Consider the following 24,177-nt stretch of genomic DNA (forward strand, 5'->3'; position numbering starts at 1 on the left):
GGGGGCCCTCGGTTCTGAGGGTCGGCCGCCGCGGGCGGAGGGGCGGTACCCGGGTGGGTGCCGCCCCTCCGTGTTGCCCGTGGGTGGGTCTCGGCAATGGGATCTCGTACCGGGGCAGCTCGTACAGGGGAGATCCCGTACCTGCGGATGGGTCGTGTACGGGTGCCGGCGCTAAGGTTGCCTTGCGACGGAAAAGACGAGCCACGGGGGGCAGTTGTGTCGTCGGACTTCATGAACTCCGATCCCGCGGTCCTCAAGACCGAGGGCTTCCACATGTTCAACGTCGGCTATGACTTCGGCCAGGCCGCACGGCGCCTGAAGCAGGGCCTGACGGCGCTGGAGAAGGGCGACACCCCGCCGTGGGGCGACGACGACATCGGCGAGAAGTTCGGCGTCGTCTACGAGGGCCTGCGCGACGGCATGTACGAGTCGATGGCCAGCCTGGCGGAGCGGCTCGCGGGAATGGGCGTCGCCTTCACCAAGATGGGCGTGGCGCACGAGCGGAACGAGGCCGACCAGGACGCCGTCTGGCGGGAGACGACCGCGCAGTACGACGGTCAGGTGAAGGTGCCGTCCGGCGTCGTGCACAGCACGTTGCGCCCTCGCCAGGACCTCTGACCTCTCTGGGTGACCTGCCCATTCCGCAACGTGAGCAGGACTCGCGCAAGTAGGGTGAGACCCGTACGTCGTCCGCACGTCAGGAAGAGGCCCCAGCAGCATGACCGAGGCACGGGACAACGAGGTCGGGACTCAGGCCGAGGACATCAAGGCCCGCAAGGAACGGGAGCGGGACGAGCTGTATGCGCTCGACATCTCGGGGGTCGAGTGGCACTGCGCGCCCGGCACCGAGGAGCACGAGGAGCGGGTCGAGATCGCCTACCTGCCGCAGGGTGCGGTGGCCATGCGGTCCTCCCTCGATCCCGACACCGTGCTGCGGTACACCGAGGCGGAGTGGCGGGCGTTCGTACTCGGGGCGCGGGACGGGGAGTTCGACCTGGAGCCTGCGCCGCACAACGAGGGTGTGTCTGCGGACTAGGTCGCCTGCGAGCCTAAGATCGGGGTCGTAGGCGAAGGCGTCCGCGATGGCTCAGGACATGGCGCAGGACATGGCGCAGGACGGGGACCCATGACCGGCTCGACCGAGGACTACCCACCGCACCCCCACATCGGCGGCCGGACCGCCGCGCTGCGCGCGCTCGCCGCATGGCGCGCGGCCGCGCCCGGCGCTCCGCGCGTGGTCGTCCTCACCGGCGGCTCGGGCAGCGGGCGTTCGCGGCTGCTCACCGGGTTCCTGATGCTGTGCGAGCCGGACTACCGCAAGCGGCTGCCGCTGGACGCGATGGACCCGTCGACGGTGCCGCCGGACCTGCCGGCCCCGGCTGTGCCCGCCGCCGACGGACTGACCGCGGCGCAGCTGCTGTGGCTGCTCGCCGACCACTTCGAGCTGAACGCCGACAGCACCGCGCAGGTGTACGCGGAGCTGGCCGCGCTCGACGAGCCGGTGACCGTCGTCGTGCCGGACGTCGACCGCGCCGGTCCGGTCCGGGCCGCGGGTGAGCCCGCACGGCTCGTACGGGAGGTCCTCGCCCCCCTCGCCACCACAGAGACCGTCCGTCTCCTGGCCGAGGTGCCGCGCCCCCTGGCCGCCGAGCTGGCCGGGGGACTGCCGCCCGGCACCGCCCAGGTCATCGATCTCGACGAGCCGCAGTGGGCGGACCCCGAGGGCCTGGTACTGCACGCCCAGGTTGCGCTGAGCCCGGAGTTCGGGGCGCCTGAGCTGCCGTTCACCGTCGACCCCGCCGCCCGCCTCGCCCTGGCAGCGGCCATCGGCCGCCGGGCCGGGACCAGTCCGCTGGTCGTCCAACTCGCCGTCAACTGCCTCCTGATGGCTCCGGAGGGTTTCGACCCGGCCGACGAGAGGCACCTGCCGACCTCCCTCGGTGAGGCCCTGGACCTGCACGCCCGGCGGCTCGGCGCCGACCCCCAGACGCTGCGGCTGCTACTGGCGCCGCTCGCCCTGGCCGAGGCCGACGGCATGCCCGTCCACCTGTGGGCGCGGCTGGCGAGTGCGGTCGCGGGGCAGGACATGGGCCAAGCCATCGCGGGCGGGATGCTGCTCGCCGGGCCCTTCGTACAGCCGGAGGAGCAGGAGGCGGAGGGGGCTGACGGCGGGCGTACGCTGCTGAGGCTGATGCACCCGGCCATCGGTGACGAGATCCGCGCCGGTCTGCCGAACGTCCGCGCCGCTCAGACGCAGATCGCGATGGCCCTTCTTAAGGCCGTGCCGGAGCAGGACTGGAGCAAGGCCGACCCGTACGTACGCGACCACATCGCGGGCCACACGCTGGAGGCGGGTCTTCTTCCCCAACTTCTCACGGACCCCGGTCTGTTCGTCCACGCCGACCCGGTGCCGCTGCGCGCCGCCGTCGAAGCCGTACCCGCTGACGAGCTCGGCGCACCGGCCCGTACGTACCTGCGTACGGCGCCACTGCTGACCCGCACCCAGGCGCCCGCCGTGCTGCGGGCCGCCTTGTTGGAGACCGCGTTCGTCGAGGACGGCCTGTACGAGTACGCCGACGCCATACACGGCCGGCTCGGACTCGACCTACCCTGGCGAACGCTGTGGAGCCTGCCTGTTCCCGGGGTCAGCGCCGTGACCGTCGGCAGCCTGCCGCAGCCCGAGGGGCCGGCCGCCCCGGTCGCCGTCCTCGTCGTGCCTGCGGGCACGCCCGGTGCGCAGCCGGTCGGCGAGGGTGGCGGTTCCGCGGTGCTGGTCCATGGCCTCCTGCAACCTGATCAGCTTCCCGACGCCGACCCCGGGCGGATTCTGCGTCCCTCCGAGGACGAGCGGGCCGCCGCCCCGCTGGGGCTGAGCCGTGGCGCCGACTACCTGCGGGTCTGGGACCGGGCGAGTCAGGAGGTCGTCGCCGCCCTGATCTCCGACGTCCCGTTCATCTCCGCCGACCTGTCCCCCGACGGCATCCTGGTCGTGGCGACCGAACGCGGGGCGAAGGCCCTCCGCATCCGCCCGGCGGACGCGGCGATAGCCTCGTAGGCACGTACGGGGCGGGCCCGCCCCGTCGCCCCTCTTCACCACTCTCGACCGACCATTTCCGAAGGAGCCTCCCCGTGACCAGCCAGGAGCAGGCGCTCGCCGTCGCCGACCGTTGGCTCAACCCGGAAGGCTCAACGGAGCCGCGCCGCGAGGTGCGGATGCAGGAGTTCGACCTGGGCTGGGTCGTGTGGGCCGCGCCTGCGGAGCCCGAGCGTGATCCGGTGACCGGGGAGCGGCGACCGCCCGCCGAGATCGGCAACGCGTGCGGGGTCGTGGACCGCCGTACGGGCGAGCTGACGGTCTGGCCGTCGGTGCCGGTCGACGAGGTCATCCGGATGTACCGGCAGAAGCATGGCGGCGCGGCACAGGACGAGGGCTCCGCGGGAGGTGCCCGTCCGGTCACCGGCCCCGGCAACACCGCCGTCTTCACGTACGTCGACCCGGCGAACGGCGAGGAGACCACCCTCTTCCGTACCTCCGCTCCCGGCCTGCCCCCCGCCGAGTACCAGGCGTGGGCCGAGCTGCGGCGCATGAACGTCCCCGTCGACACCGTCCTGGCCATCCACACCGACCTGCGCCCCAGCCTGCTCCCCGGCGGTTACACGGCCGAACTCCTCAACGCCTTCCCCAACGCCCGGCTCTCCTGCTCACAGACCTACGGCGCCCGTCCCGAAGCGCGCGCGGAGGGCGTCGCGGCGCTGGTCGAGCAGGTCGAGACGATGCATCGGATCGCGGGACAGCAGCCGCCGCCCCGGCCGCACCGCGTCCCGGTGCCGGCTCAGGTGACGCCCGCGGAACCGATGCGTGACGTGGCGCTGGGGCGCCATCTCGTCGAGGTCTTCGGTCAGGACGGCGTACGTCGCTACGACGCCGACGACATCGCCGACAGCCCGTTGCCCGACACCACCAAGTCGACGCTCACCCGGGCGGGGCTCCCTGCCGACGTCCCGCTCTTCTTCACCGCCGACCGGCCCGACGCCCCTCCGGCCGGCGGCCTGTTCACCGACGTCGCCACGAATCTGCGCGAGCGGCGCAGCCCGGCCGGCGAGGAGAAGATCGGCGCCCTGGCGCATCTGGTGCGGATCGGCTTCGACGGGGTCGCGGTGGTTGCGGTGCAGTGCCGGCCGGGTGCGGGGCAGCCGGACGGGCTCGGCGCGGTGTGGGCGGTGGATCCGGTCACGGCCGCGGCTCGGTACGTCAATGTCTCGGCGGCTGCCTTCGCCCGCTGCCTGGCGCTGCTCGATGTCGCGCGGCAGCGTATGCGGGGGCTGGATCCGGTTGCGGCGGGCGGCGAGGTGGCGGCGCTGCAGGCGCAGTTGGTGGCCGTCGACGCTTCCGCGCTGGCGAACCCGGACACCTGGTGGTCGCTCATCGTCGAGCAGATGTGGCACGGGTTGTTCTGACCGGGCCCCGGTAGATCCCGCCAAGAGAACAAGGAGAGCGATCCGTGACACCGCCGACGACCCCCGAGCAGGTCCTCGACATCGTGCGCAGCCGGTATGCGGAGCCCAAGCTGCCGGACGGCACCCCAGCGGAGCTGCGCGTCGAGGAGTTCGACATCGGGTACCTGGTGTGCGCGGTGTTCCCGCCCGTCACGGACGCCGCCGGGCGGCCCCAGCCCGCTCCGCCCGGCGGCAGCAAGATCGTCGTCTCGAAGGAGACCGGCGAGACCGTCACCGTCCCCAACCACCCGACCGAGACGGCCATCGCGCTGTACCGCAAGCAGCAACAGTCTTCGTGATCAGTAGGCGTCCGTGATCAGTAGGCGTCCGTGATCAGTACAGCGAGAACCCGCCGCTGTGCCGTCCTTGGCCTTTCTTGCCGGACTGCGAGGACTGGTCCTTCGAGCTCCTCGGCTCGGACGGCCCCGAGGGGGCGTCTCCGCCCGCCGGTGCCTCCCCTCGCCTGATCTGCTCGCGCTCCTCCTCCGACAGCGACTCCCACTGACCGCGCAGGGAGGACATGCCCGAGCCCAGGGCGCGGGCCACCGCGGGGTCGTCCAGGGCGTCGCGCAGGGCGAGGCGGCCGGAGAGCATCCTCTTGGCCGCCTCCTGCAGGTCCTTGCTGACGCCGTCGGTCTCGGTCAGCTTGCGCAGGGCGGAGTTCAGGGAGCGGATCTGCTCCGGTTCGAGTGCCTCGTCCAGTACCCCGCGGTCCTGCGAAGCGCCCTGTGGATTCCGTGAGTTGTCGGGCTGCCTGGTCATGTCGCCTCTCCTCGCCGCTCCTTGCCCTTTGCCTTGCCCTTCGGCAGTATCTCCCCTCACGTCCGGGAGTGCCGCCCCGGTGGTGGCCCGACTGACACCGGCGGACAGCCTGCGCCGGCGACTGCGTCAAGGTCGCGGACCCGCAGGGCGAGCCGGTGCCCACGGTCGTCGACTGCGGCTCGCCCGAGGCCGAGTACCAGACGGGTGGGCTGATGCCCGGTCAAGGCCAGGAATGCGGTTCGGGGTACGACTACGGCATCCAGCACGACGACCACCGGGGCTTCGACTACACGATGTGCTTCACCAAGGTCTGACCCGGGATTCGGTTCGGTTTCCGGCCGCAGCTCGCAGGCGTGGGCTGCGGCCGGCCGGTTTCTCGCGACAGTCAGTATCGCCCCGAGAACCATGAGACTGCCGCGCGCGTTCCGCGCCTCCCGAGGTCGTTCCCCCACGAACCCCGGTCACTTCACCCCTGGAAGACGCACCCTGAACTCGTCCATGCCGGGCGGGACCGGGCCCCGCACTCGCCGCTTCGCCACCCGCACCTGTACCTGTTCCCCGCCGCGTTCCCGGCCGTACGTCGTCATGACGGGGCAGTGGGTGAATTCGAGGCTCACGCACCATGTTGCCCTCGCAGACGCCCTCCCCCGCTCCCGATGCCACGGTCATTCGTACCGGCCGCCGCGGCGCCATGACCGGGCTCCCCTGCTCCGTCGTCCTCATCGCGCTCGGCGTCGTCGGCGTCATCGGCGCCGTCGTGGTTGCTACCGGGAACCAGAAGGGGGAGTCCAGCGTCGCGGGGTTCGTGGGCCTGGTGTTCATGCTCGCGCTCGGTGTCGTGGGCGTGTTCCTCTTCACCGCCAACTGGGCGAGTCGCCGCACCAGGATCCTCGTGGACCACACGGGCCTGTGGGTCGAGAACGCAGATCGCCGCAACGTCATCGCCTGGCAGAGCCTCGCGGGTGTCGGCCTGTACTGGAGCAAGATGGGCAGCCACCAGAAGGTTTACTCCCTGGAGCTGTTCCCGACCGGCCCCATCGACCGGGACGACCCGGTCCTGTGGGCCCTGGTCCGCGACGAGGAGCCGTTGCACCCCCAACTTCCCCGCCTGCGCTACCGTCTGCCCTTCCCTGCCCCCTGCCGGCAGCAGATGGTCGCGGCAGTCCAGCAGCACGTCCCGCACATCTGGCTCGGCGAGTCCGAGCGCGCGACCGGCCACATCGGCGCTCCCGACGTCAAGGGACACCGGCAGCGCACGAAGGGCCGTACGCCCTGACGTAACGGCGGCGGACGACCGCCGCGGACCGCGGCCGCTCTCGGGCAACGGCGCGGACCTGCAACAGATTTGTGACAGCAACCCTCTGAAGTCGCCTGTAGATGAGTCCGTAAACTTTGCGGGCGGCTGTACTCCTGTGTGATTTCCCTTGACGGGTGAGGGAGTTGTACGGCCGTGCTGTCTGACGGGGGTGCGTGCTGCTGTGGCGATGATGTTGCCGGACGAGCTCGAATGGGTTCTCGAGATGCTCGGCTACAAGTGGCCGACGGCGAACGAGGACAAGCTCAGAGACTGCGCCGAGCTCTGGCGGAAGTTCGGCGACGACGTCACCGAGCTGCACACCAGGGCGAACACCGTCGCGGGCACGGTGGTGGCACACAACGCCGGCGACTCGATCGACGCGTTCCGGAAGACGTACAAGAAGTTCGACGGCGGAGACGGCTCCGACGGCTACCTCGCGAACGCCGCCCAGGCCGCCTACCTCATCGCGAACGTCCTGGAGGCCTGCGCCTACCTGGTCGAGTTCGCCAAATGGGCGGTGATCGCCCAACTGATCGCCCTCGCCATTCAGATCGCCGCCGCCGCGGCCGCCGCACCGGTCACCTTCGGTCTGTCCTCGGTCGCGGGAATGGGCGCCACCCAGGCCGCCCGCGTAATCGTCCGGCGCATCCTGGACGAGCTCAAACAGGCGATGATCGAGGCGCTCATCGAGACGCTGAAGGAGCCCGCGATCTCCGCGGTCGAGGCGATGATCACCGACCTAGTCCGCCAGACGGTGAACGTCGGCTTCGGTGCCCAGGAGGGCTACGACCTCGGCACCACCATGAAGGCAGGCGGAGAGGCAGGTCTGGAGGCCCTCCGACAGAGCCCGCAGACCTTCGCCGAGGGCGTGCGCGACAGCCTGGGCCAGAAGGCGGGCAGCCGGGCCCGGGACGCGATCGACAGCCGTATCGACGGGTACGACGGGGTGTCGGGGACGCCGGGCAGCGACGGTGGGAGCAATAGCGGCAGCGGCGTAGACGGCAAGGACAGTGGCAGTGGGAGCGGCAAGGACTCCGGGGCGGGGAGTTCTGACTCATCGTCGTCCAACTCCTCGTCTTTCGACGCGAGTTCGTCGGGGTCGGACTCCTCGACGCCGACACGCGCGAGCAACGGCAGCGGCCCTGGCGTGAACATAGGCGGCGGGATATCCGCAGACACCGGCGGCAACGACATCGGCGCGCCGGATGTCGGGGCGGGCCCCAACTCCGGTTCCGGGTCGGACTCGGGGAGTCCGTCCTCCTCGGACACCTCGTACCCGAGGCCGACGCCCGCTCTGTCAGGGCCGTCGCTGTCGGACTTCGACGACCCCTCGCCGGGCGGAGCCTCACCTGGCGGTGCGGGCTCCAACGGTTCGTCCGGCACTCCGAGCACGTCCGGCCCCTCGCACTCGGGCGGCGGCTCCCCCGTATCCGGCCTGTCGTCCCCGACTCCGCAGTCCGCGCCCACGTCCGCGGCGTCCGGCGGTACGTCGTCCTCGCCGGGGGGCGGATCGATCGGCACCCAGATCGACGGCCTGGCCGCCACCGCGCCCACCGCGGCCAACGCCGCCCCTACGGCGCCGACGGCCGACCCCTCGTCGGGGGGATCGGGTGGCCGTACGGACGGCGGCTCGGCCATGCCTACGTCGCCTGTGGCGCCAGCCACCGCGGGTGTCGCGGGCGGCTCGCCCCAGGGTGCGGGGGCGTCCGGCGGTACGCCGGCGGGGACGGGCCCGACCAGCCCGAGCGCCAACTCGGGTGCGGCGAGGAATCCTTCCGGCAGCACGCCTGGTACGCCGTCTCCCGCGGGGACGGGGCCTGCTTCGACGCCGAGTCCCACGTCGCCGACGACGTCTCGGAGCACTCCGACGCCGGACGGCCGAATACCTGGTGCGGCGGACGGGCGTACGCCGGGGACGCCGAGCACCCCGAGCACGCCGGACGGCCGAATACCGACGCAGCGCACGCCTGGCAAGACGCCGGGCGACGGGGCTCCGCCGCGCGCCACCCCTGGTTCGACGCCGGGCGACAGCACGGCGCCGCGCAACACGCCTGGTACGACGCCGGGCGATCGGACACCGCCCAGGAACAGCCCAGGTACGACGCCGGGTGACGGTACGCCGTCCCGCAACGCCCCTGGCACGACGCCGGGCGACGGCAGCACGCCCCGGAACACCCCCGGTACGACCCCTGGCCAGAGCTCGAATACGAACCCGGCCACCAGCCAGAACCCGAGCACGACGGCCCCGAATCAGAACCCGGGCCAGTCGTCGCCCACCCGGACGGCATCGCCGTCCACCAGCGCCCCCACGTCGACGCCCTCCACCTCGACCGGTACCGGTCCCGAGCGGACCTCGACGCCGAGCAGCGGAACCCCGAACTCCTCGACGCAGCCCGGCCCCACCACTCAGGGCACGGCGGGCACACCCAATCAACCGAGCGCCGGGTCCACCCCCGCAAGGCCACCCCACCAGCCTGCGGGCGGCACGCCGAACACTCCGAACCAGCCGGGCGCGCAGCCCAACACCCAGCAGCAGTCGGCGAACAACCCCAACCAGCAACAGCAGCCCCAGGTCACCCCGGTCCCGATCCACCACGTGACCCAAGTGCCGAGCAACCGGCCCCACCAGCCCACCACGCAGACCCCGGACTCCACCCCCACCAACCCCAACCAGCAGAGCTCCTCGGACCACCCGAAGCCGAAGCACCCCCCGACCCCGGCCTCGGAGACCCGCAACACCACCCCCCCGGGGGGCGTCATCGAACCCACCCGGGGTGAACAGGACGCCCTCGAGAACTCGGTCCCCCGAGACGAGAACGGCGACCCGACCCGACCGCCGAACCCGGCAGACGGCCCCTGGGTCGAGCGCATCAACGGCGAAGGCCGAGACGCCCCCGGCCGCAACAACAACTGCGTCGACGTGGCCCTGTCCGTGGTGGACACGTACGCGGGCAACCCCACCGCAGCGGCCAGCCGTACGCCCGACCTGGACGCCGACGGCAACCCCTCGGACCGCGGCGAGAAGGGCGGCCGCGACCGCATCGAGAACACACTGGGCGCCCGCTTCAACGACCTGGGCAACGGCCGCGACGCCTTCAACCGCCTGGAGAACACTCTCCGCGACAGCGGGCACGGCTCCCAGGCCGTGATCATCACGCAGGACGCCAACGGGCGGGCACACGCGTGGAATGCCGTCAACCACAACGGCGAGATCACCTACATCGACGCCCAGACGGGGCAGCAGAGCTCGAAGCCGCTGCACAGCGGGGACCACGGGGTCTTCGCGATTCCGCTGGACGGGAACAGGCAGCCGGTCTCGCCCGACGGTGGGTCCACCAGTGACCGCTCACGTTCCCACAGCACCAACCAGGCCGGCCGACAGTTCCCAGCAGCCCCCGCCGGGACCGACCGTCGGCCGCCGGAGGATCCAGCAGGCGCAGATCCGAAGAAGAACAACCAGAATCTGCCTGACGACCCCACCCGGGAAGAGCGCAACAAGTCGTTGCCCAAGCCGGAGGACAGGACGGAGGAGCACCAGAACCTCCCTCCGGACTCGCCCCAACAGACGGTGCGCAACTACCCGAGCGACGACCGGGACGAACACAAGGACTACGACCCGGATGCTGCGCGCGGCCTGAAGGTCTACCGCATCGGGCTGGATCCCGTGCACGACAGTCTGCGGAACTGGGCGGACGAAGGCCGTCTGACGCCGCTCCTGCAGGCCGCCGCGGACCGGATGGACGCGTACCATCAGGCCCGTGAGAACGGCGACACGGACCTTCCACCCACCGCCTTCACGCGCCAGGAACTGGAAGACGCGCTGGGCGACGACTTCCGTCAGATGAACGACGGACAGCGGTACGCCGTCGTCGCCTCACTCGCCCGGCTCAGCCTCGGATTCCATGAGAGCCAGGGAGTGGGCCACAATCCCGAGCACGACCGGGACGGCCGCCCCTACGCGGGCTCCACGCGCTCCGACGGAACACCCGACGTGGCCTCCGACAACCCTCGGGCTCGCAGCTCCGAGGCCCGCGACGAGGCCAACGCGAAGTTCCCGAAGATGTACCGTTCGGATCCGGAGACCAACAAGAACATCTCCGAACTCCATCATCGAGTCACCGGAGAACACAAAGCCAGCCCCACCAATGCCCAGGTCAACGCCCTCATCGACGCCATGGCGCCACACAAGCCCGATTTCTCGGGCAAGAACTACGCCGTCATCGAAGTCGTCGACAACAACGGAAACAGCACCTTCGTTGTCGACTCCTCAGTCCCGGCGGACCCCACCGGTGTCACTCCCAGGCACTCGGAGAAACATCTTCTCGACTGGTTCGACAGGACGAACTCCGGTCCGGAAGGTAAGAAGTACCGAATAGCCGGCCTCTACACGGAGCGTGAGCCGTGCGGTTCCGGGCAGGGGCACGCCGATTGCTCGACACGACTGCGTACGCACCCAGAATTCAAGGACGGAAGGGTTCCCGTCTACTACAGCACCACATACCGGACCGATCCCGAAGGTGTGGCCGAGCGGGAGGCGGCGCGGGCGAAGTTGAAGAGCCAGCAGGAAAAGAGCGGGCTCACCGACCAGCAGATAGCCAACAGGGTGAAGAAGATACGCACTGAGAATGAGGATGAGATGCAGGCCGAGATGGATCGTCATCTCTCAGCCATCGGCTCGGTTTGGGCGAAGGCTATGCTGCATGTCAATCCGCCGCAGTAGGGAGTTCCATGTCCGAGTCGTCCCACGGCCCCGAACGCGTCGCTCCGGACCAGGCAGTCGCACAGATACGTGACTGGTGGGGCGACGGCGACCCCCAGACGAAGCATGTGGAAGTCGTCAGCGTCACCGGCACGACGGACGTCCTTGAAGAAGTGCACCGGCACATCACCCAAAGCGTGTTGCTCGATGCCACGGCAGCGGATGCGGAAGATGTGTTCCGAAGCGCTCTCAGGCTCATCGGGGTGCCCGAGGACAAGGCGCATCCCTATACCTGGCGCGAGGCCGTCCGTCGGCACGGGGCCGGCAAGCTGGTTCTGATCACACACGCAGGCCAGGCAGGGCTCACCCGCAGGTCCGCCCAGCCGTCTCTCGTTCGTGAACGGGTGTCGGAACGTCTCGCCCTCGCCGGGCCGAGCGTTGTGGTCGATACGCCGCCCCCGGCTCCTGACGCACGGCCGCGCCGTTGGCCCCAGCTCTGGCTTGACGACACCTCGCCCGACGGCCCTCAGACCGCACGCGCGGCCGCAGTCGTAACCGCCTCGCAGTCTCCGCAGTTGCGGGCACTGGCCCTGTCCGAGCCACGACGTGTGCCCTGGGAAGCTTGGAACGAGCTGGCCCGAGCCGCCGGAGCCCCGGACTACGACGAGGCAGCCCTGCGCGAGCTTGCCGCCCGCTTCCCCGAAGTCCTCACCGTGACCGATGCGGACGTCTCCTTCGCCGACGAAGCGGTGGCCGAAGCTCTGCGCCGTGAGACACCGGCCGAGTTGAGCAAGCAGGTCAACAGCCACATGGCCCGGTGGCTGCGAGAGCTCGCTCCCCGGCTGCGGCACCCGGACGGTTGGGCCGCCTCCGGCCCGCTGGGCCGTTACGCCGCCCAGGGTCTGGCCATGCACGCGGTACAGGCAGGCGAGTTCGACGAGCTGCTGCGAGACGGCGGCGTCCTGGCCAACCTTCCGCAGAACGCACTCCTGGACGCAGCCCACTGCGCGCATGACGGATCAGTGCCAGGTTCCAACGCAGCCGCCGACGCGGTGTACTTGTGGATGTACGGGGTGGCGCCGACGGATCAGGGCGAGTGGGCGGCGTGGCTGCACCTGATGGCCAAGGCGCGCAACGACGTTGAACTGTGCGCCGCCATCGAACAATCCGGCGTACGTCTTCCCTGGAAGACCCGATGGACCCACTGGCGCCCCCCGGGCGGCTACGACCCGAGCTACCTCGAACCCGGTCCCGTTTACGCCCTGTTCGACGTGCGCTGGCACGGTCGCCCGGCGGTGGCCGCAAATGCCTCGGACAAGGGTGTGCGTGTGTGGGACGCGCAGACCGCAGAGCTTGTAGCGGGCCCCTGGTTCGACGAGGACTTCCCCGACGAAGCCACGAATGCACTGACCTGGCCGCCGGAGACGGGCCGGGCCGGCCCGACCCGTCGACGCGAACTCCTGGCTCACAACGACAGCGAGGAGGGACCCGATGACGAGTTCCTGCCTGTCTCACTGCGTATGGGCGACCTGACCGTGTTCGCCGGCCCCGGTGGTGTCTTCGCCGTGGAAGCCGCCGATGCGGAAGCAGAGCACGTCCTCACTCCCCTCCGCGGGGCTCCTCTCCTTGGCGCAAAGACAGCCGCAGGCCCCACTCTCCTCATGAGCGCCTCCACGACGACCGCGGCCGATTTGGCAAAGCTTTTCCCCAACGCGCCCGTTCTGCGCACCCGACCGGAAGACCTGCCGACCGGACTCACCGACGAAACGGCCCGCCGGGTACTCACCAGCATCGGTCTTCCCGTCATGGAAGAAAAGGGAATCAGGCTGGAGCCTGACTACGACAAATTCCTGTGGGAACTGGCCTGGACCAAGGGTATCGAACAGCCCGCAGAAAGCGGTCCGTTCTTCCAGATCGGTCTGTGGATGGGCGCCGAGATCGTGATCGACGGCCCCTCAGGCCACGTCCTGCGCATGCCCCGGAACGCCGACGAGAGCGGACTCGACGGTTTCCTCGTCGCGACATCCCTCGACCGCTTCCTGGTCATGATCACGTGGTGGATCACCGGACGTCGCATTCTCTGGACGCTGGAGAACCGGGACGAAGACCATCTGTTCCGGCAGCACATCGAAGATGCCGTCTGGGAGGTCGACGCGCAGGGCTCCCAGGCGGAGGCGTGGACGTACGCGCTCCACAACGACTGACGCCGGGCTGCTGCCGTGCATGTCATCGCCTCGCCTTCTCGCGGAACAGCACTGCCCGAACACCTCTCGCGTCATATTGCTCACCGGCTGAATCGAGCATCGGGTGGAGTTGACCCCTGACAGGGCCCTGGAGCAGGTCGGAGTTGGCTGGCGGCGCCTGATCGGTGGTATCCGACCCTAGCGGCCCGCGGTGCGGCCGGTGCGGGCAGGACCGAGTTGCTCCGCGAACCCTTCGCACGAATGCCGGACGCCGTCCACTTGGATAGTCGGAGCTTGGACGCGGGTGACAACGCCCGGCATCTTCTCCAGGAGTGGGGTGTCGCACACGAGGGGCACTCACTGGCTGACGCCGCGCGGGCGAACCCACGGGACGGGGTCGCTCTGCCCGCGAACGTTCACTGGGCCGACGGTCTCGTGACCTCGAACGAGCCAAGTCGGTTCACGCAGGACATGGTGGGCCATTTCCACCGATCCGCGAGGTCGATGGTCCGGTTCATCATTGAGTGTGAGGCGGACAAGCGATGGACCTTTCTGCCGTCCGACAATGAGCTCGCTCTCCGGCTGCCGGTCGATACGCAGGCCGAAGAGGCGGAATTGCCAGAGCTGCTCACGGCTCACCCGGCTCTGTGGGCGTTGGCTGCGTCGGAGCTCCGCGACACTCCCCTCGCCGTTGGACAGAGCTCTGCCGAATGCTGGAGAACCAGGCTTCTGACCATGGATTCGCGACCTGGCCGAACGCCTCCCGCGCCTGCTTACCGTGTCCTCCGATGAGACAGGGCAGGTCACGGTCACCTTTCGCGGAGTCGCTACGCCACCAGATCGGGAAGCTGCGCCCTGTCGACCACCGGGCAATTGTCACCGCCCTGGTACGCCTGGGGACTCCTTCCTGCCGGTCGCCCGTGAGCCTGGAACTGCGCGCGCAGTTCGTTCGCGCTCACCCCGGAGGACGGCGACTGCACGTCCGTTCCGTCCGTCCCCTCCGACCGGTTCGCCGCCTCACCGCCGTCATCCGATGTCATGGCAGCGGAGCTCAGCTGCCGACGACCGGCCCGAGGGGCGAGCGGAGAGGCTGCAGGCCGCTCCCGCGGTGCCCCTCTGCCCCGCTCCTCCTCTAGGAGCCCTCGAGCGACGCCAGTACGAACGTCAACGGCAGCGTGGCGACGGCGAGGGCGAGCCCCGACGCCGCCATCCCCGCACGGATCTCGCGATTGCCCCTGATCGCCAGGTAAGCGGCCACCAACGGCAGGACGCCGCACAGGAGAAGGCTGAAGTGCCAGCCCTCCTCCTTGATGAAGAAGACCATGGCGGCCAGGCAGACGGGTACGGACCCGACGCTCATGATGCGGCAGCGCGAGAGGAAGAGCTCGAGGCCACTGCCCCCACCGAAGAAACTCATGACCGGACCGTTCTCTCCCTTTCCAACCCACGGATCGCGTATGTCGCTCACACCGCGGCATGGTCGTAACCACCGGTGCCCACCTGAGGAAACCCGTCCGCCGCCGAGAAGCCGTTGACGGCGGCCGACATGACCACCCCGAGCGCGCTCAACGCCGACGCGAACGTGTCGAACGCCTTGGCAGCCTCGGCCCACATCTGCATGAGCCGGATGGCCTGTGCCGCGGCCAGGGCGAACATGGCCACCGAAGCGGCCTGTCCGCCGACGGGGATCGCGTTGACGGCCTGCGCCGCGAGGAGGTTGACCAGCCAGATGACGAGCAGGTCGCAGAACATCACCAGGAACGACTTGAGGAACTCGGCGAACTGGAACGCCATCTGCGCCGCCTGCGCGTAGCACTCCTGGAGGGACTTGAACGTCTCCTTGATCTCGTCGAGTTTCTTGCAGAACTCGTCGAAGTACACCGTGGCGGCGTTCGCGGCGTTGCCGTCCCAGCTGAGACCGACGTTCTGGTTGCCCTTGCGCACGTTGGCCGCCACCGCGTCGCAGAACGACGCAAGATTCCCCCATACGTCCGAGCAGTCGTTGTACTTGTTCCAGTCCCCGAACACCCAGTTCGTGCAGACGCCGAAGGGGTCGAAGTCGAAGAGCAGCTTGGACGCCTCCACGGCCATGGCCGAGGGGCTGCCCAGGTCGAGGACGCTGCCGAGCGTCTTCTGCACCGGGTTCATCTTGTACTCGTCCGCGTGGCCCGACGCGTACTTGGCGAGGGGGTTGGTGGGGTCACCGGGCGGCTTCAGCGTGTCCACGGCGTCACCGGCGTCGGAGAAGTCCTGCGGGTCGCCCCCGGAAGCCCCGCCCGACACCTTGGAGCCCGGGTAGGTGGCGTCGAGTTTGGCCGCCTCGTCCAGGTCCGTCTCCCGGTAGTACTTGGCCGTGCCCGCCAGTTCCTTCCCGGACGCCTCAAGAACACTCTTGACCCTCTCCAGAGCCTTCTTGGCCTCGCTCACATAACGCTCGTGCTCACCCGCGACGAGGTCCCAGGCCTCTCCACCCACCGACTTCTCGATCTGCGCGTGAGTGGTGGTGTACGAGACGGCCTGCGCACTGCCCTCCGCGGCACGCCCCACCAGCTTCGAGAAGCCGTCGATCGCACCGGGTTCCACACGGAAGTTCACTTCTCTCCCATCGCCTGCATCACTGACCCATCGGCGAACCGGCCTCAGGGCACGGACACCGGTCCCCAGGTTCAGCCCCTCAGTACAAGGACCAACCACGCCCGTCGTGACGCGACTTCGTACCCGACCGGTTCTCGGACTCCGCACGCCGCTCGTCATCGAGCTGCCGCCGCTCCTCCTCGAGCCGGCGCTCACCCTCCGCCGCGAGCTGTTCCCGCTCGCTGTCGGACAGGGATGCCCACTTCTCGGCAAGGGGAGCCGCCTGCTCCACGGCCTGCTCGGCGTACGCCGACACATTGGCGGCATCGCGCAGCCCCATACGCCCGGAGAGGACCTCCTGGGCCATCTCCTTGAGCGCGTCACCTCCCAGCCCCGAGGCGAGATGCTCCAGGGACTGCCGCAGGATCTTGACCTGAACGGGGTCCTGCTGGGCCATCTCCAGGAACTCGGAGTCGTCCACGGGCTTGCCGGAACTGTCGGGCGCGCTGTTCAAGGGATACCTCATCGGGAGGGTCGGCGTGAATCGACCGGCGTGAAACTACCAACGCACCTGTGAACGCTTCAACACACCGGCGGTGCAGAAACCTCGTAGGTTGTGTCAACTCAGCGACGCGTGCCGCGCATTCGTCCTTTCAGACGTCCGTGCACACGGGCCGCTCATCCCCTGTACGGAACCTGGTCCAGGTGGCTCAGCCGAAGCGGGAACACCGACGCCATGCGGCTCCAGCCAAAGCCCCCGAAGTGGACCGAGCACCACGAGCCGTCGACAAAGGCGATCTCGTGGTCGCCGCCCGCTACATCACTTCGGTCGCGGATACAGGTCACGTTCCGAAGATCCGTGGACCAGCCCACCTCGACCGGACCGGGTGCGCCGGTGAAGGAACGCGCGCGGAACACATACACGAGCTGCAGGCGGCGGTCGGTGACCTGCAACACCACGGCCTTGCTGTTCCTGGTACGGGGAACGATGGCGCGGGCCAGGTGGCCGGCCACGCTGTTCCATCCCCCGTGGAACGGTTTGCCGGGCTTCTTCGACTCACGCTCCGTGAACGCTTCCACGAGCGCCTCGATCGGGTTCCAGGTGTCTCGTAGAGCCTCACAGACCAGAACATGGGGAGCATCAACCAGCTCCCGAGCGTACGGCGCTCGGACCGCAGAGCCCACGGCCGCCGGAAACAGCCTGGCATAGGCGCTCTCTCCGCCAGGTTGACCCCATGATCGGCCGCAGCACCTCGCCCGCAGGCACCAAGGCCCTCGCCCGCTCGGCGGTCTCCCGATTGCGGTCCGTTGCGCTCACCCGAAATCGTCCCCCACAGACCTGGCCGCATTTTGTAGGTGTGTGGTCCGCAGGCCCGTCGAGACGCTGCGGATCGTTGATCACTTACACGCATGCAACGCACGGCGTCGCTCTCGATGCGCTCGGGCCACCGGGCCACCGGGCCACCGGGCCACCGGGCCACCGGGCAGAGGCTTCCGCATCTGCGTGCAGTGCGAAGATCCGTACGGACCCACCGATCGGGGCTTGCGCACACCCGCAACGCGGCCCAACGTGACCTGATACCCGACGAAGGCAGAGAAGATGACCACGCAGGGCCAGGGCGTCGACCACGTCGACCACGAACTCATCCAGGCCGCCGCCCACGTCGCTCGCACTCGCTGCCGGGGCGACAACCACACCATGGCAGCTGCCGCCCGCGCCCGGGACGGCCGGATCGTCACCGCCGTGAACGCCTACCACTTCACGGGAGGCCCCTGCGCCGAGCTGGTCCTCATCGGCACGGCAGCCGCCCAGGGCGCCTACGAGCTGGACACCATCGTCGCCGTGGGCGACCGCGACCGCGGGGTCGTCCCCCCGTGCGGCCGCTGCCGTCAGGTCCTGCTCGACTACTTCCCCGCCCTCAAGGTCATCGTCGGCGAAGCCGATCGCGTCCGAACCGTCCTCATCACCGACTTGCTGCCCGAAAGCTACGTCTGGGCCGACCACCGACTCGAGGCCGAAGAGACCGCTCCACTCAGTACGGACTGACACCGCTGGCCTCCAACCACCACCGCGCCGGCCTCTGACGCCGATGGCTCCCCAACCCCCGGCAAGGTCCACGCGGCTCTCCTCGGCCTCAACAACCCCGAGCTCCCACTGAGTCCGCCCGGCACAAAGACACCAAAGGCCGACACCAACGGTCTGGTTCCCGTACCGACTCACTTGAGCCGCAAGGCGTTGGTGCTTGCGGACGCACGGGTCCTGCAAGCAACTCGGCTCAACGAGCTACAGGCTCGGGCTCCGTTACTCAGCCACCCGCGCACCGATGGCGCGGGCGGGGCAGCGGGCTTCGGGGCTGAGGCCTGTGCGGCGGGGGAAGGTTCGTTGGTCGTAGGCAGTGGGTTGGGCCAAGCAACTCAGGTTCTGCCCGACCTTGGCGATCACGCAGGCGAAGCCGGGGTCACCGGCGTACCAGAGTTCGTCGTCATAGTCCTGCAACGCCTCGCGGGTCCAGGTCCGAACGACCCGGCAACGATCTTCAGGGACACCGTCTTGTCAGGGCTGTCGGGGTCGGGCAGCACGAAGACCGCCTTTTCCTTGGTGACGCGCACAGCCCCTGACTGCTGACGCCAGGGATAGACGGCGAGAATGCGCCGCGTCCGCCATCCCCTGCTGAGCCGGCCGAGAGCAAGGATCGCCAGTCTTCCGATCACCACGAAGAACAGCACCAGCAGGCCCTCCACCGAGCTTCGCTCCTCGCAGCAGGTACCCCATACCGCTTGCACGGGTCAGTTGCAGGGATGCCTGACCTCCTCGCTGCGCCATGGCGGCTAGTACGCGTAGGTCATGTTCGGTTCCCTCTGCACCAGCTCGGTGAGCCCGGCCTGCTGCGCCCGCTCGATGCGCGAGGCGTCGGCCTTCTCACGCTCGTCGGCGAACTTCTGCCAGTCCGATGGCTGCATGAACACATGTCACCGGTGCTGGGGACGATCATGACTCCGCCAAAGGGGAGATCACCGGCGACCCAAGCACCGCCGTCTGCCGCGCCCTTTGGCCAGCGACGTACCGTTGACGCATTGTTCGCGCGCATCAGCGGTGCTCCATGCGGACCACGAGTGGAGCCCTTGACAGTGAAACACACTGCAACTGCCACTCCTCGCTCTTCTGAAGACCGACAAGGGCAAGGGTGTGTTCGCAACAGCGATACATCATCCGCATGCAGCGCTCGGACTGATGCGATAGGCACTCACCGCACCAAGTGGACACCTACTGGCCCTGGTACGGCGGTTGCTGAGCGTAGGGATTGGGTTGGTTCAGCGACTGCCCTGGAGGTGTGAGGTATCCATAATTCCCGGTCGAGGTAGGATGCGGCCGATGAACGGTCGGGGGCATCACATGCTGGGGCGGATATCCCATGGGCTGCGAGTAAGTACCATCGGCGGGGTCACCATAACCCGAGTCCCTGCGGCTGCGCAGGACAGCAAATACGGCAACGGCACAAAGCACAGCTCCAATACCGATTACGCCAACCACAAGCACGATGAGGCCCATTGAGGAGATCCCTTCAGGTTTATGATCGAGGTCACTACAGCATTTCCAGGTGCCACGAGCGAGAAGAATAGGGTGGTTTTGCGAGTTCCGAGACCCACGTCCGTACCGATCCGATCGAGCAGTGTCGGTCACAACCGGGGATGTGCAACTCGCGCCAGCCCTAGACTTTCGTGGACGGGTTCCCCCGGTTGCACTCGTCCGCGGGCGTCGGCCGTAGCAGCAGGTACAGCAATCACGCTTCGCTGATCGAACCAGTGCTCAGATCGCGGCCTGGCGTAACACTTTCCAGGTGACGCCGAACCTGGCGTCCCGCCCGCCTTCGGCCCACTAGAACTGCCAGTACAGATGCGGCGGCGAAAACAACTGTCGCGACCTCACCGACTCCAAATGTGACCACGGTGAGTGCCACGATGCCGAGTAGGAGCGCCTTCAGGATGGTGGAATTGGCGCTGACCTCGACGGCCGATATGGGATGAAGAGCTCGGAGTTCGCCCACCGCTGGAAGCTCCCGGTCCGCTTGGACAAGTGCGCTCGACGGCAGGTCGACTGAAGAGTTCGGTGATTCAAGCCATCCGGCGACATAATGGTTCCCTTCCAGGATCAGCACGGCATAGCCGACCGAATTGCCGTAGGGGAGCTGCCGAGTGGGCCGTCGCCAGTAGACGTGGCCCCGGACGCCCATGAGCCGATGCGCCAGAGGAACAGGGTCAACGATGTCATCCAGATACAGAAACAGCTCACCGAACTCCGCGCACGTCAAGTGAATGCGCGGCTTATGGTGTTTGGTGGCAGATCCAGAGGCCGGGCGCTCATCCAGAGCTACTCCCACCCCTCTGACAGAGACGGGCAGTACGTGGAGTGTGCCTTGTTGTCGCGAACGGTGGAGGCCAGCAACGGGATCGGAGCGCCAGCGGCCGAACAGGTTCATGAACCAGCAGAAGGCAACGCAGCCCAGAGTCAAGAAGATCGTCCAGTAGTCTGCTCGCCCACCGATCTTCTCCTCAAGCGACTGCCGATCCCCGACGAAGACCTCCAGGTCAGGTGACGCCGGCGCAAAGAGGACCCAGACCTCCTCTCCTGCGCTCGGCTTGTTGCTCGAGGTCATCTCCACTTCCGCTGTCTTGGGCCCTTGGTCGAAGGGCACCGACACCTGCACGGTGGAGGTGTAATGCCCAGTGCGCTGGCTGCTTACATACTTGGTGGACAGAACCTTCTCCACCTCGGTCGTACGCATCGCGGAACCTGCATCAACGATTTCCCACGCTGCAGGCGTTGGTGACAGTGCTGAGTAAGCGACCAGAAACGCAGTTACAACCCAAGACCAGGCGGCGAATCCGACCCAACCGTTGCGTTGCTCCACCCACCAGTGTCTGCCCTCCGTACCCAGGTGAGCGGCAGGGCCGCGGCGGAGCAAAAAGACTCCGCCGCCGGCAGCCACTGCCGCCCCCAAGAGGCATGTGAACAGGTCCCATCTGGGTGGGCGAGCGGAGGGCTGGATCAGTACGACGGCAACCGCAGCCGACATACTGAGGCCCAACAGCGTCAAGCAGCGGGCCAGGATGCTGGACCTTGTCATCATCCGAAATCTTCCTCAAGACTGCGCTGCTTACGGCCGAAAGCTGTCTTCGGCTCGTCCGCGCCCTTGTCCTTTTCCTTGCCGTCCCGGTCGTCACTCGCGGCAAGCTCTCCGCCTGCGCCTGCCAATCCAGCACCTACACCGCCAGCGGGCACTTCGATGGCAAAGTCAGGGTTCTCACCGCGCTGCCCATATCGTGACGTATCCCAGCCCTCAGCGACAGGAATGGTTTCCCTGTAGTGTCCGACGCCGCCGACTGTTCCTCCGCCAATTGCCCCGCCTGCCGCATTTACCAGGGCATTCTTAAGCCAGTCAGGGTTTTCATTTGTTGTGAGAGCGGCATGGGCATCCACGGCAGCCCCTCCGGCCACATTACCAACGACCCCGCCCGTTGCGTTCTCGATCACATTCTTGGCAAGAGCGCCCGGCGGCGAAGCCATGTCATCCATGATCTTCGCGGCCTTGCCGGCTGCCGCCGCGCCCGCAGGGGTGCCAACGGCTGCGGCAAGTCCTCCCTGCCAGGTTGCTTCCCAGACCTTGGCAGCATCGACGTCCTGGCCGGAGAGGCCAGCGCCGATCAGCGTGCCACCAGTGTTTCCAGCCCAGTTGACGAAGAAACTGGCAGCCAGCTTGGTCATCTTCCCAGCCTGCTGGTATGCCCGGATTGCCGCCGCAATGCGCCGGAGCAGCGCACCGAGGCGGGCTGAAATGCGGATCGCCTGTGTGGCGAGTCGCGTGACATTCGCGGCGGCGGCACCACCCGCGACGCCAAAGCTCACAAATGACAAAGCCACCCCGACGCCGATCGAGACACCAATTTCGGCATAGATAGCGTGGATCTCGTCGTTGACGGTCTCGATCTCATCGGCCACTTCTTCGAGCTGCTGGGCGATGTCGTCGTACTCTTGGACGCCTTCTTCGACTGCAGCTTTGACCTTACGCCAATGCTCCCTGAAGGCTTCCGCAGCTTCGCCGCGCCAAGTGTGACCGACTGTGTCGTCGACATTCCTGTCGAGCGCCTTGAGTAACCCATCAGCGCCCGCTACCTCGTCCTTGAGCTGCCGCCATGCCTTGGCGGCCTGCCTCAATTCATCCGGGCGGCCCCCAGGGTTGACAATTTCGAGGCCAAGCTCGATGATCTCCTCTGCGCCCGACTCCTTGCCGCTCATTTGTTCCCCCCGGAGCCCTTACCGAAGAGCACAGCAACGTCTTCGTCATTCACTTCAGTGCTCTTGTTGATCTTTCGCAGGGCGTCAGCGATAGCATCCAGATGTTCGTGAAGGGCCTTCATTGCAGAGGCTGCGGTCGCCGAGTATTCGATGTAAGCGTTACGGACCTCGTCCGATTCCGTGAGAAACCCAAATCCGTCTGAGATTGCCTCTTCGCCAGTCTCATTTTCGAACTTCTTGAGATAGGCACGCAAGTCGTACGCCTGGAGCTCGAAATTTTTGGCTAGACCTCTCCCTGCCCCGTCCGCGTAGTACGCCTCTTCGTCAGCCACTTTTCCCCCATCTCTTGAATGATCCCTAAGAACCGATCGGCGTGAACCGCCTATTGCCGAAGCAGTCGCCCCTGAAGCGGGTACCGGCGACTGTGTCCATCGACCCTGCGTAAAAGAAGAGCCCGGAAACATTGACCCGATTTTCGGTACCCCAATTCATCTATCGCCTGGCACGAATGTGGCGAGCTCTCACTGACCCTGGTGCGGGGGCTGTGGAGCGTAGGGGTTGGGGTACTGCGGGTCCTGTTCTGGCGGCGTGGGGTACCCGTGGCTGGGGGGTGTCTGGGCGTACTGCTGGTAGCCCGAGGGCTGGGGCGGGTACCCCGTGCCGGCGGGAGGGGTTCCGCCGCCGGAGCCGGGGCCGCCGCTACCGCCGTTGCGGCGACTGCGGATTACTGCGATGGCGATGCCAACGACGACCACGACGGCTGCGATGCCGGCGACGAAGAAAATGTTGCCCGAGGAGGACTTCTTTTTCTTGGCCTGGCTCGTGCTGTTGCCGTCGGATGCAGCGCCGGAAGTTGTGGACGTGGATGGGGCCGCTTGGGCGAGGGGGCCCTGCTTGGGTCCCTTGGGGATGTCCATGGTCAATGCTGAATACGGGCGGATCAGACCGTAGCCGTATTCCTCATCAGGTACCTCTTTAACCTCGCGGTCGAGGAATGTGGCCGACTTGATCAGGCGGTTGATGACCTGGCCTGCGGTAAGGTCGGGGTATTTGGCGCGGACGAGGGCGGCAGTGGCCGAAACATAGGCAGTTGCGTCGGAGGTGCCATCCGCTTCTGCGTATTTATTAGACCGACTGGGATCCGCTCCAACGATTTTCACGCCAGGAGCAACGACTGTCACTCCTCGACCATAATTGGAGTTCTCCCAAATCTTCAGAGACTCATCAACTGCACCTACAGCCACCACCCCAGGCAGCTTTGCAGGGTAGGGCAAATGCTCGATTCCGTCGTTTCCAGTACCGGCCACAACAACCACGTCATGTTGCTGGGCATACTCGATCGCTTTGGCACCCTCAGAACCAGGAGAAGCGAGAGGATCAGTAAAGGACAGATTGATCACGTCTGCGCCTTGATCGACTGCGTATCGAATTCCCTTTGCCCACTGATCGTCATCGTAATCGTCAGCTACAGCAGCTTTGACGGGAAGGATCTTGACCTTTGGTGCCAGGCCCATCACGCCTGCCGCATTGTTTGCCCCATGTCCGTGACCAGCGATGAGACTCGCCATACCGGTGCCATGCCCGTCAGTGTCCATTTGGGCATCGCCACTTCCGGTGACGTCTTTACCCTTCAATACCTGCCCGGTCAGATCAGGATGGCTACCGTCCACGCCGCTATCAACAACGGCAACGGTCACGCCTTCGCCTTGTGACTCTGCCCAAACTTTCTCGAAGTTGATGACGTCAATGACCCACTGCCTATCACGGATGTAATCCGCTGAGGCAGTGGGGGCTGAAGTAAGGAGCAAAGCTCCCGTCAGTGCCACGACTCCCGTCGCAGACCAGGCTCGCTTGAAACCCACTTCTCTGC

Annotated in this window: 20 protein-coding genes and 1 pseudogene; 10 read left to right on the forward strand and 11 right to left on the reverse strand. The window is 67.4% G+C overall.

The annotated features are described in order from the left end of the window. The first annotated feature begins 231 nt into the window (after positions 1 to 231). The 5 genes from ACFPZJ_RS36910 to ACFPZJ_RS36930 all read left to right on the forward strand — a co-directional run bounded on the left by ACFPZJ_RS36910 (position 232) and on the right by ACFPZJ_RS36930 (position 4,796). Positions 232 to 618 (forward strand): hypothetical protein, encoded by a 387-nt coding sequence (locus ACFPZJ_RS36910; RefSeq protein ID WP_381031035.1) that lies wholly within the window; start codon positions 232 to 234, stop codon positions 616 to 618. A 100-nt stretch (positions 619 to 718) separates the two neighbouring features. Further along, the gene (locus ACFPZJ_RS36915; RefSeq protein WP_381031037.1) at positions 719 to 1,036 is read left to right on the forward strand and encodes a DUF397 domain-containing protein; all 318 of its coding nucleotides are present in this window, start codon (positions 719 to 721) and stop codon (positions 1,034 to 1,036) included. Positions 1,037 to 1,126: 90 nt separating this feature from the next. Beyond that, on the forward strand, positions 1,127 to 3,055 hold the full coding sequence (locus ACFPZJ_RS36920; protein WP_381031039.1) for an ATP-binding protein: 1,929 nt from the start codon (positions 1,127 to 1,129) through the stop codon (positions 3,053 to 3,055). Positions 3,056 to 3,129: 74 nt separating this feature from the next. Beyond that, positions 3,130 to 4,458: an SUKH-4 family immunity protein gene (locus ACFPZJ_RS36925; protein ID WP_381031041.1), complete on the forward strand. Its 1,329-nt coding sequence runs from the start codon at positions 3,130 to 3,132 to the stop codon at positions 4,456 to 4,458. Between the two features lie 44 nt (positions 4,459 to 4,502). Next, positions 4,503 to 4,796 carry a hypothetical protein gene (locus ACFPZJ_RS36930; protein ID WP_381031042.1) on the forward strand — a complete coding sequence of 98 codons (294 nt, stop codon included), beginning with the start codon at positions 4,503 to 4,505 and terminating at the stop codon, positions 4,794 to 4,796. 34 nt (positions 4,797 to 4,830) lie between these two features. On the opposite strand, the gene ACFPZJ_RS36935 is transcribed toward ACFPZJ_RS36930, so the two are convergent. Then, on the reverse strand, positions 4,831 to 5,259 hold the full coding sequence (locus ACFPZJ_RS36935; protein WP_381031044.1) for a hypothetical protein: 429 nt from the start codon (positions 5,257 to 5,259) through the stop codon (positions 4,831 to 4,833). 128 nt (positions 5,260 to 5,387) lie between these two features. Between ACFPZJ_RS36935 and ACFPZJ_RS36940 the strand changes: the two are divergent. The 4 genes and pseudogenes from ACFPZJ_RS36940 to ACFPZJ_RS36955 form a co-directional block, all read left to right on the forward strand. Beyond that, positions 5,388 to 5,573, forward strand: a pseudogene (locus ACFPZJ_RS36940) (LppU/SCO3897 family protein); the annotation flags it as partial. 377 nt (positions 5,574 to 5,950) lie between these two features. Next, positions 5,951 to 6,535: a hypothetical protein gene (locus ACFPZJ_RS36945; protein WP_381031047.1), complete on the forward strand. Its 585-nt coding sequence runs from the start codon at positions 5,951 to 5,953 to the stop codon at positions 6,533 to 6,535. A 208-nt stretch (positions 6,536 to 6,743) separates the two neighbouring features. Next, positions 6,744 to 11,276, forward strand: a complete 4,533-nt coding sequence (locus ACFPZJ_RS36950) for a toxin glutamine deamidase domain-containing protein (RefSeq protein ID WP_381031134.1) — start codon at positions 6,744 to 6,746, stop codon at positions 11,274 to 11,276. An 8-nt stretch (positions 11,277 to 11,284) separates the two neighbouring features. After that, positions 11,285 to 13,459 carry an SUKH-4 family immunity protein gene (locus tag ACFPZJ_RS36955; RefSeq protein ID WP_381031049.1) on the forward strand — a complete coding sequence of 725 codons (2,175 nt, stop codon included), beginning with the start codon at positions 11,285 to 11,287 and terminating at the stop codon, positions 13,457 to 13,459. A gap of 1,111 nt (positions 13,460 to 14,570) precedes the next feature. On the opposite strand, the gene ACFPZJ_RS36960 is transcribed toward ACFPZJ_RS36955, so the two are convergent. The 4 genes from ACFPZJ_RS36960 to ACFPZJ_RS36975 all read right to left on the reverse strand — a co-directional run bounded on the left by ACFPZJ_RS36960 (position 14,571) and on the right by ACFPZJ_RS36975 (position 17,092). Beyond that, positions 14,571 to 14,855 (reverse strand): hypothetical protein, encoded by a 285-nt coding sequence (locus ACFPZJ_RS36960; RefSeq protein WP_381031051.1) that lies wholly within the window; start codon positions 14,853 to 14,855, stop codon positions 14,571 to 14,573. 47 nt (positions 14,856 to 14,902) lie between these two features. Next, a complete protein-coding gene (locus ACFPZJ_RS36965; protein WP_381031053.1) occupies positions 14,903 to 16,033 on the reverse strand; it encodes a hypothetical protein in 1,131 nt (376 codons plus the stop codon). Positions 16,034 to 16,112: 79 nt separating this feature from the next. After that, positions 16,113 to 16,526, reverse strand: a complete 414-nt coding sequence (locus ACFPZJ_RS36970) for a hypothetical protein (protein WP_381031055.1) — start codon at positions 16,524 to 16,526, stop codon at positions 16,113 to 16,115. Positions 16,527 to 16,690: 164 nt separating this feature from the next. Continuing rightward, a complete protein-coding gene (locus ACFPZJ_RS36975) occupies positions 16,691 to 17,092 on the reverse strand; it encodes a hypothetical protein (protein ID WP_381031057.1) in 402 nt (133 codons plus the stop codon). Between the two features lie 520 nt (positions 17,093 to 17,612). On the opposite strand from ACFPZJ_RS36975, the gene ACFPZJ_RS36980 reads away from it, so the two are divergent. Continuing rightward, on the forward strand, positions 17,613 to 18,059 hold the full coding sequence (locus ACFPZJ_RS36980; protein ID WP_381031059.1) for a cytidine/deoxycytidylate deaminase family protein: 447 nt from the start codon (positions 17,613 to 17,615) through the stop codon (positions 18,057 to 18,059). Positions 18,060 to 18,451: 392 nt separating this feature from the next. Here ACFPZJ_RS36980 and ACFPZJ_RS36985 read toward each other — a convergent pair whose 3' ends face one another. The 6 genes from ACFPZJ_RS36985 to mycP all read right to left on the reverse strand — a co-directional run bounded on the left by ACFPZJ_RS36985 (position 18,452) and on the right by mycP (position 24,169). Further along, complete coding sequence (locus tag ACFPZJ_RS36985; RefSeq protein ID WP_381031061.1) at positions 18,452 to 18,754, reverse strand: hypothetical protein; 303 nt, start codon at positions 18,752 to 18,754, stop codon at positions 18,452 to 18,454. A gap of 87 nt (positions 18,755 to 18,841) precedes the next feature. Next, positions 18,842 to 18,973 carry a hypothetical protein gene (locus tag ACFPZJ_RS36990; RefSeq protein ID WP_381031063.1) on the reverse strand — a complete coding sequence of 44 codons (132 nt, stop codon included), beginning with the start codon at positions 18,971 to 18,973 and terminating at the stop codon, positions 18,842 to 18,844. Positions 18,974 to 19,794: 821 nt separating this feature from the next. Next, complete coding sequence (locus ACFPZJ_RS36995; protein ID WP_381031065.1) at positions 19,795 to 20,922, reverse strand: hypothetical protein; 1,128 nt, start codon at positions 20,920 to 20,922, stop codon at positions 19,795 to 19,797. A gap of 215 nt (positions 20,923 to 21,137) precedes the next feature. After that, on the reverse strand, positions 21,138 to 22,307 hold the full coding sequence (locus ACFPZJ_RS37000; RefSeq protein WP_381031067.1) for a WXG100 family type VII secretion target: 1,170 nt from the start codon (positions 22,305 to 22,307) through the stop codon (positions 21,138 to 21,140). After that, positions 22,304 to 22,639, reverse strand: a complete 336-nt coding sequence (locus tag ACFPZJ_RS37005; protein ID WP_381031069.1) for a hypothetical protein — start codon at positions 22,637 to 22,639, stop codon at positions 22,304 to 22,306. The genes ACFPZJ_RS37000 and ACFPZJ_RS37005 overlap by 4 nt, the downstream gene beginning before the upstream one ends. 189 nt (positions 22,640 to 22,828) lie before the next feature. Continuing rightward, positions 22,829 to 24,169 carry a type VII secretion-associated serine protease mycosin gene (gene mycP, locus ACFPZJ_RS37010; RefSeq protein ID WP_381031071.1) on the reverse strand — a complete coding sequence of 447 codons (1,341 nt, stop codon included), beginning with the start codon at positions 24,167 to 24,169 and terminating at the stop codon, positions 22,829 to 22,831. Positions 24,170 to 24,177: the final 8 nt, after the last annotated feature.

The organism is Streptomyces bullii, from assembly GCF_042657145.1.
Lineage (GTDB): Bacteria > Actinomycetota > Actinomycetes > Streptomycetales > Streptomycetaceae > Streptomyces > Streptomyces bullii.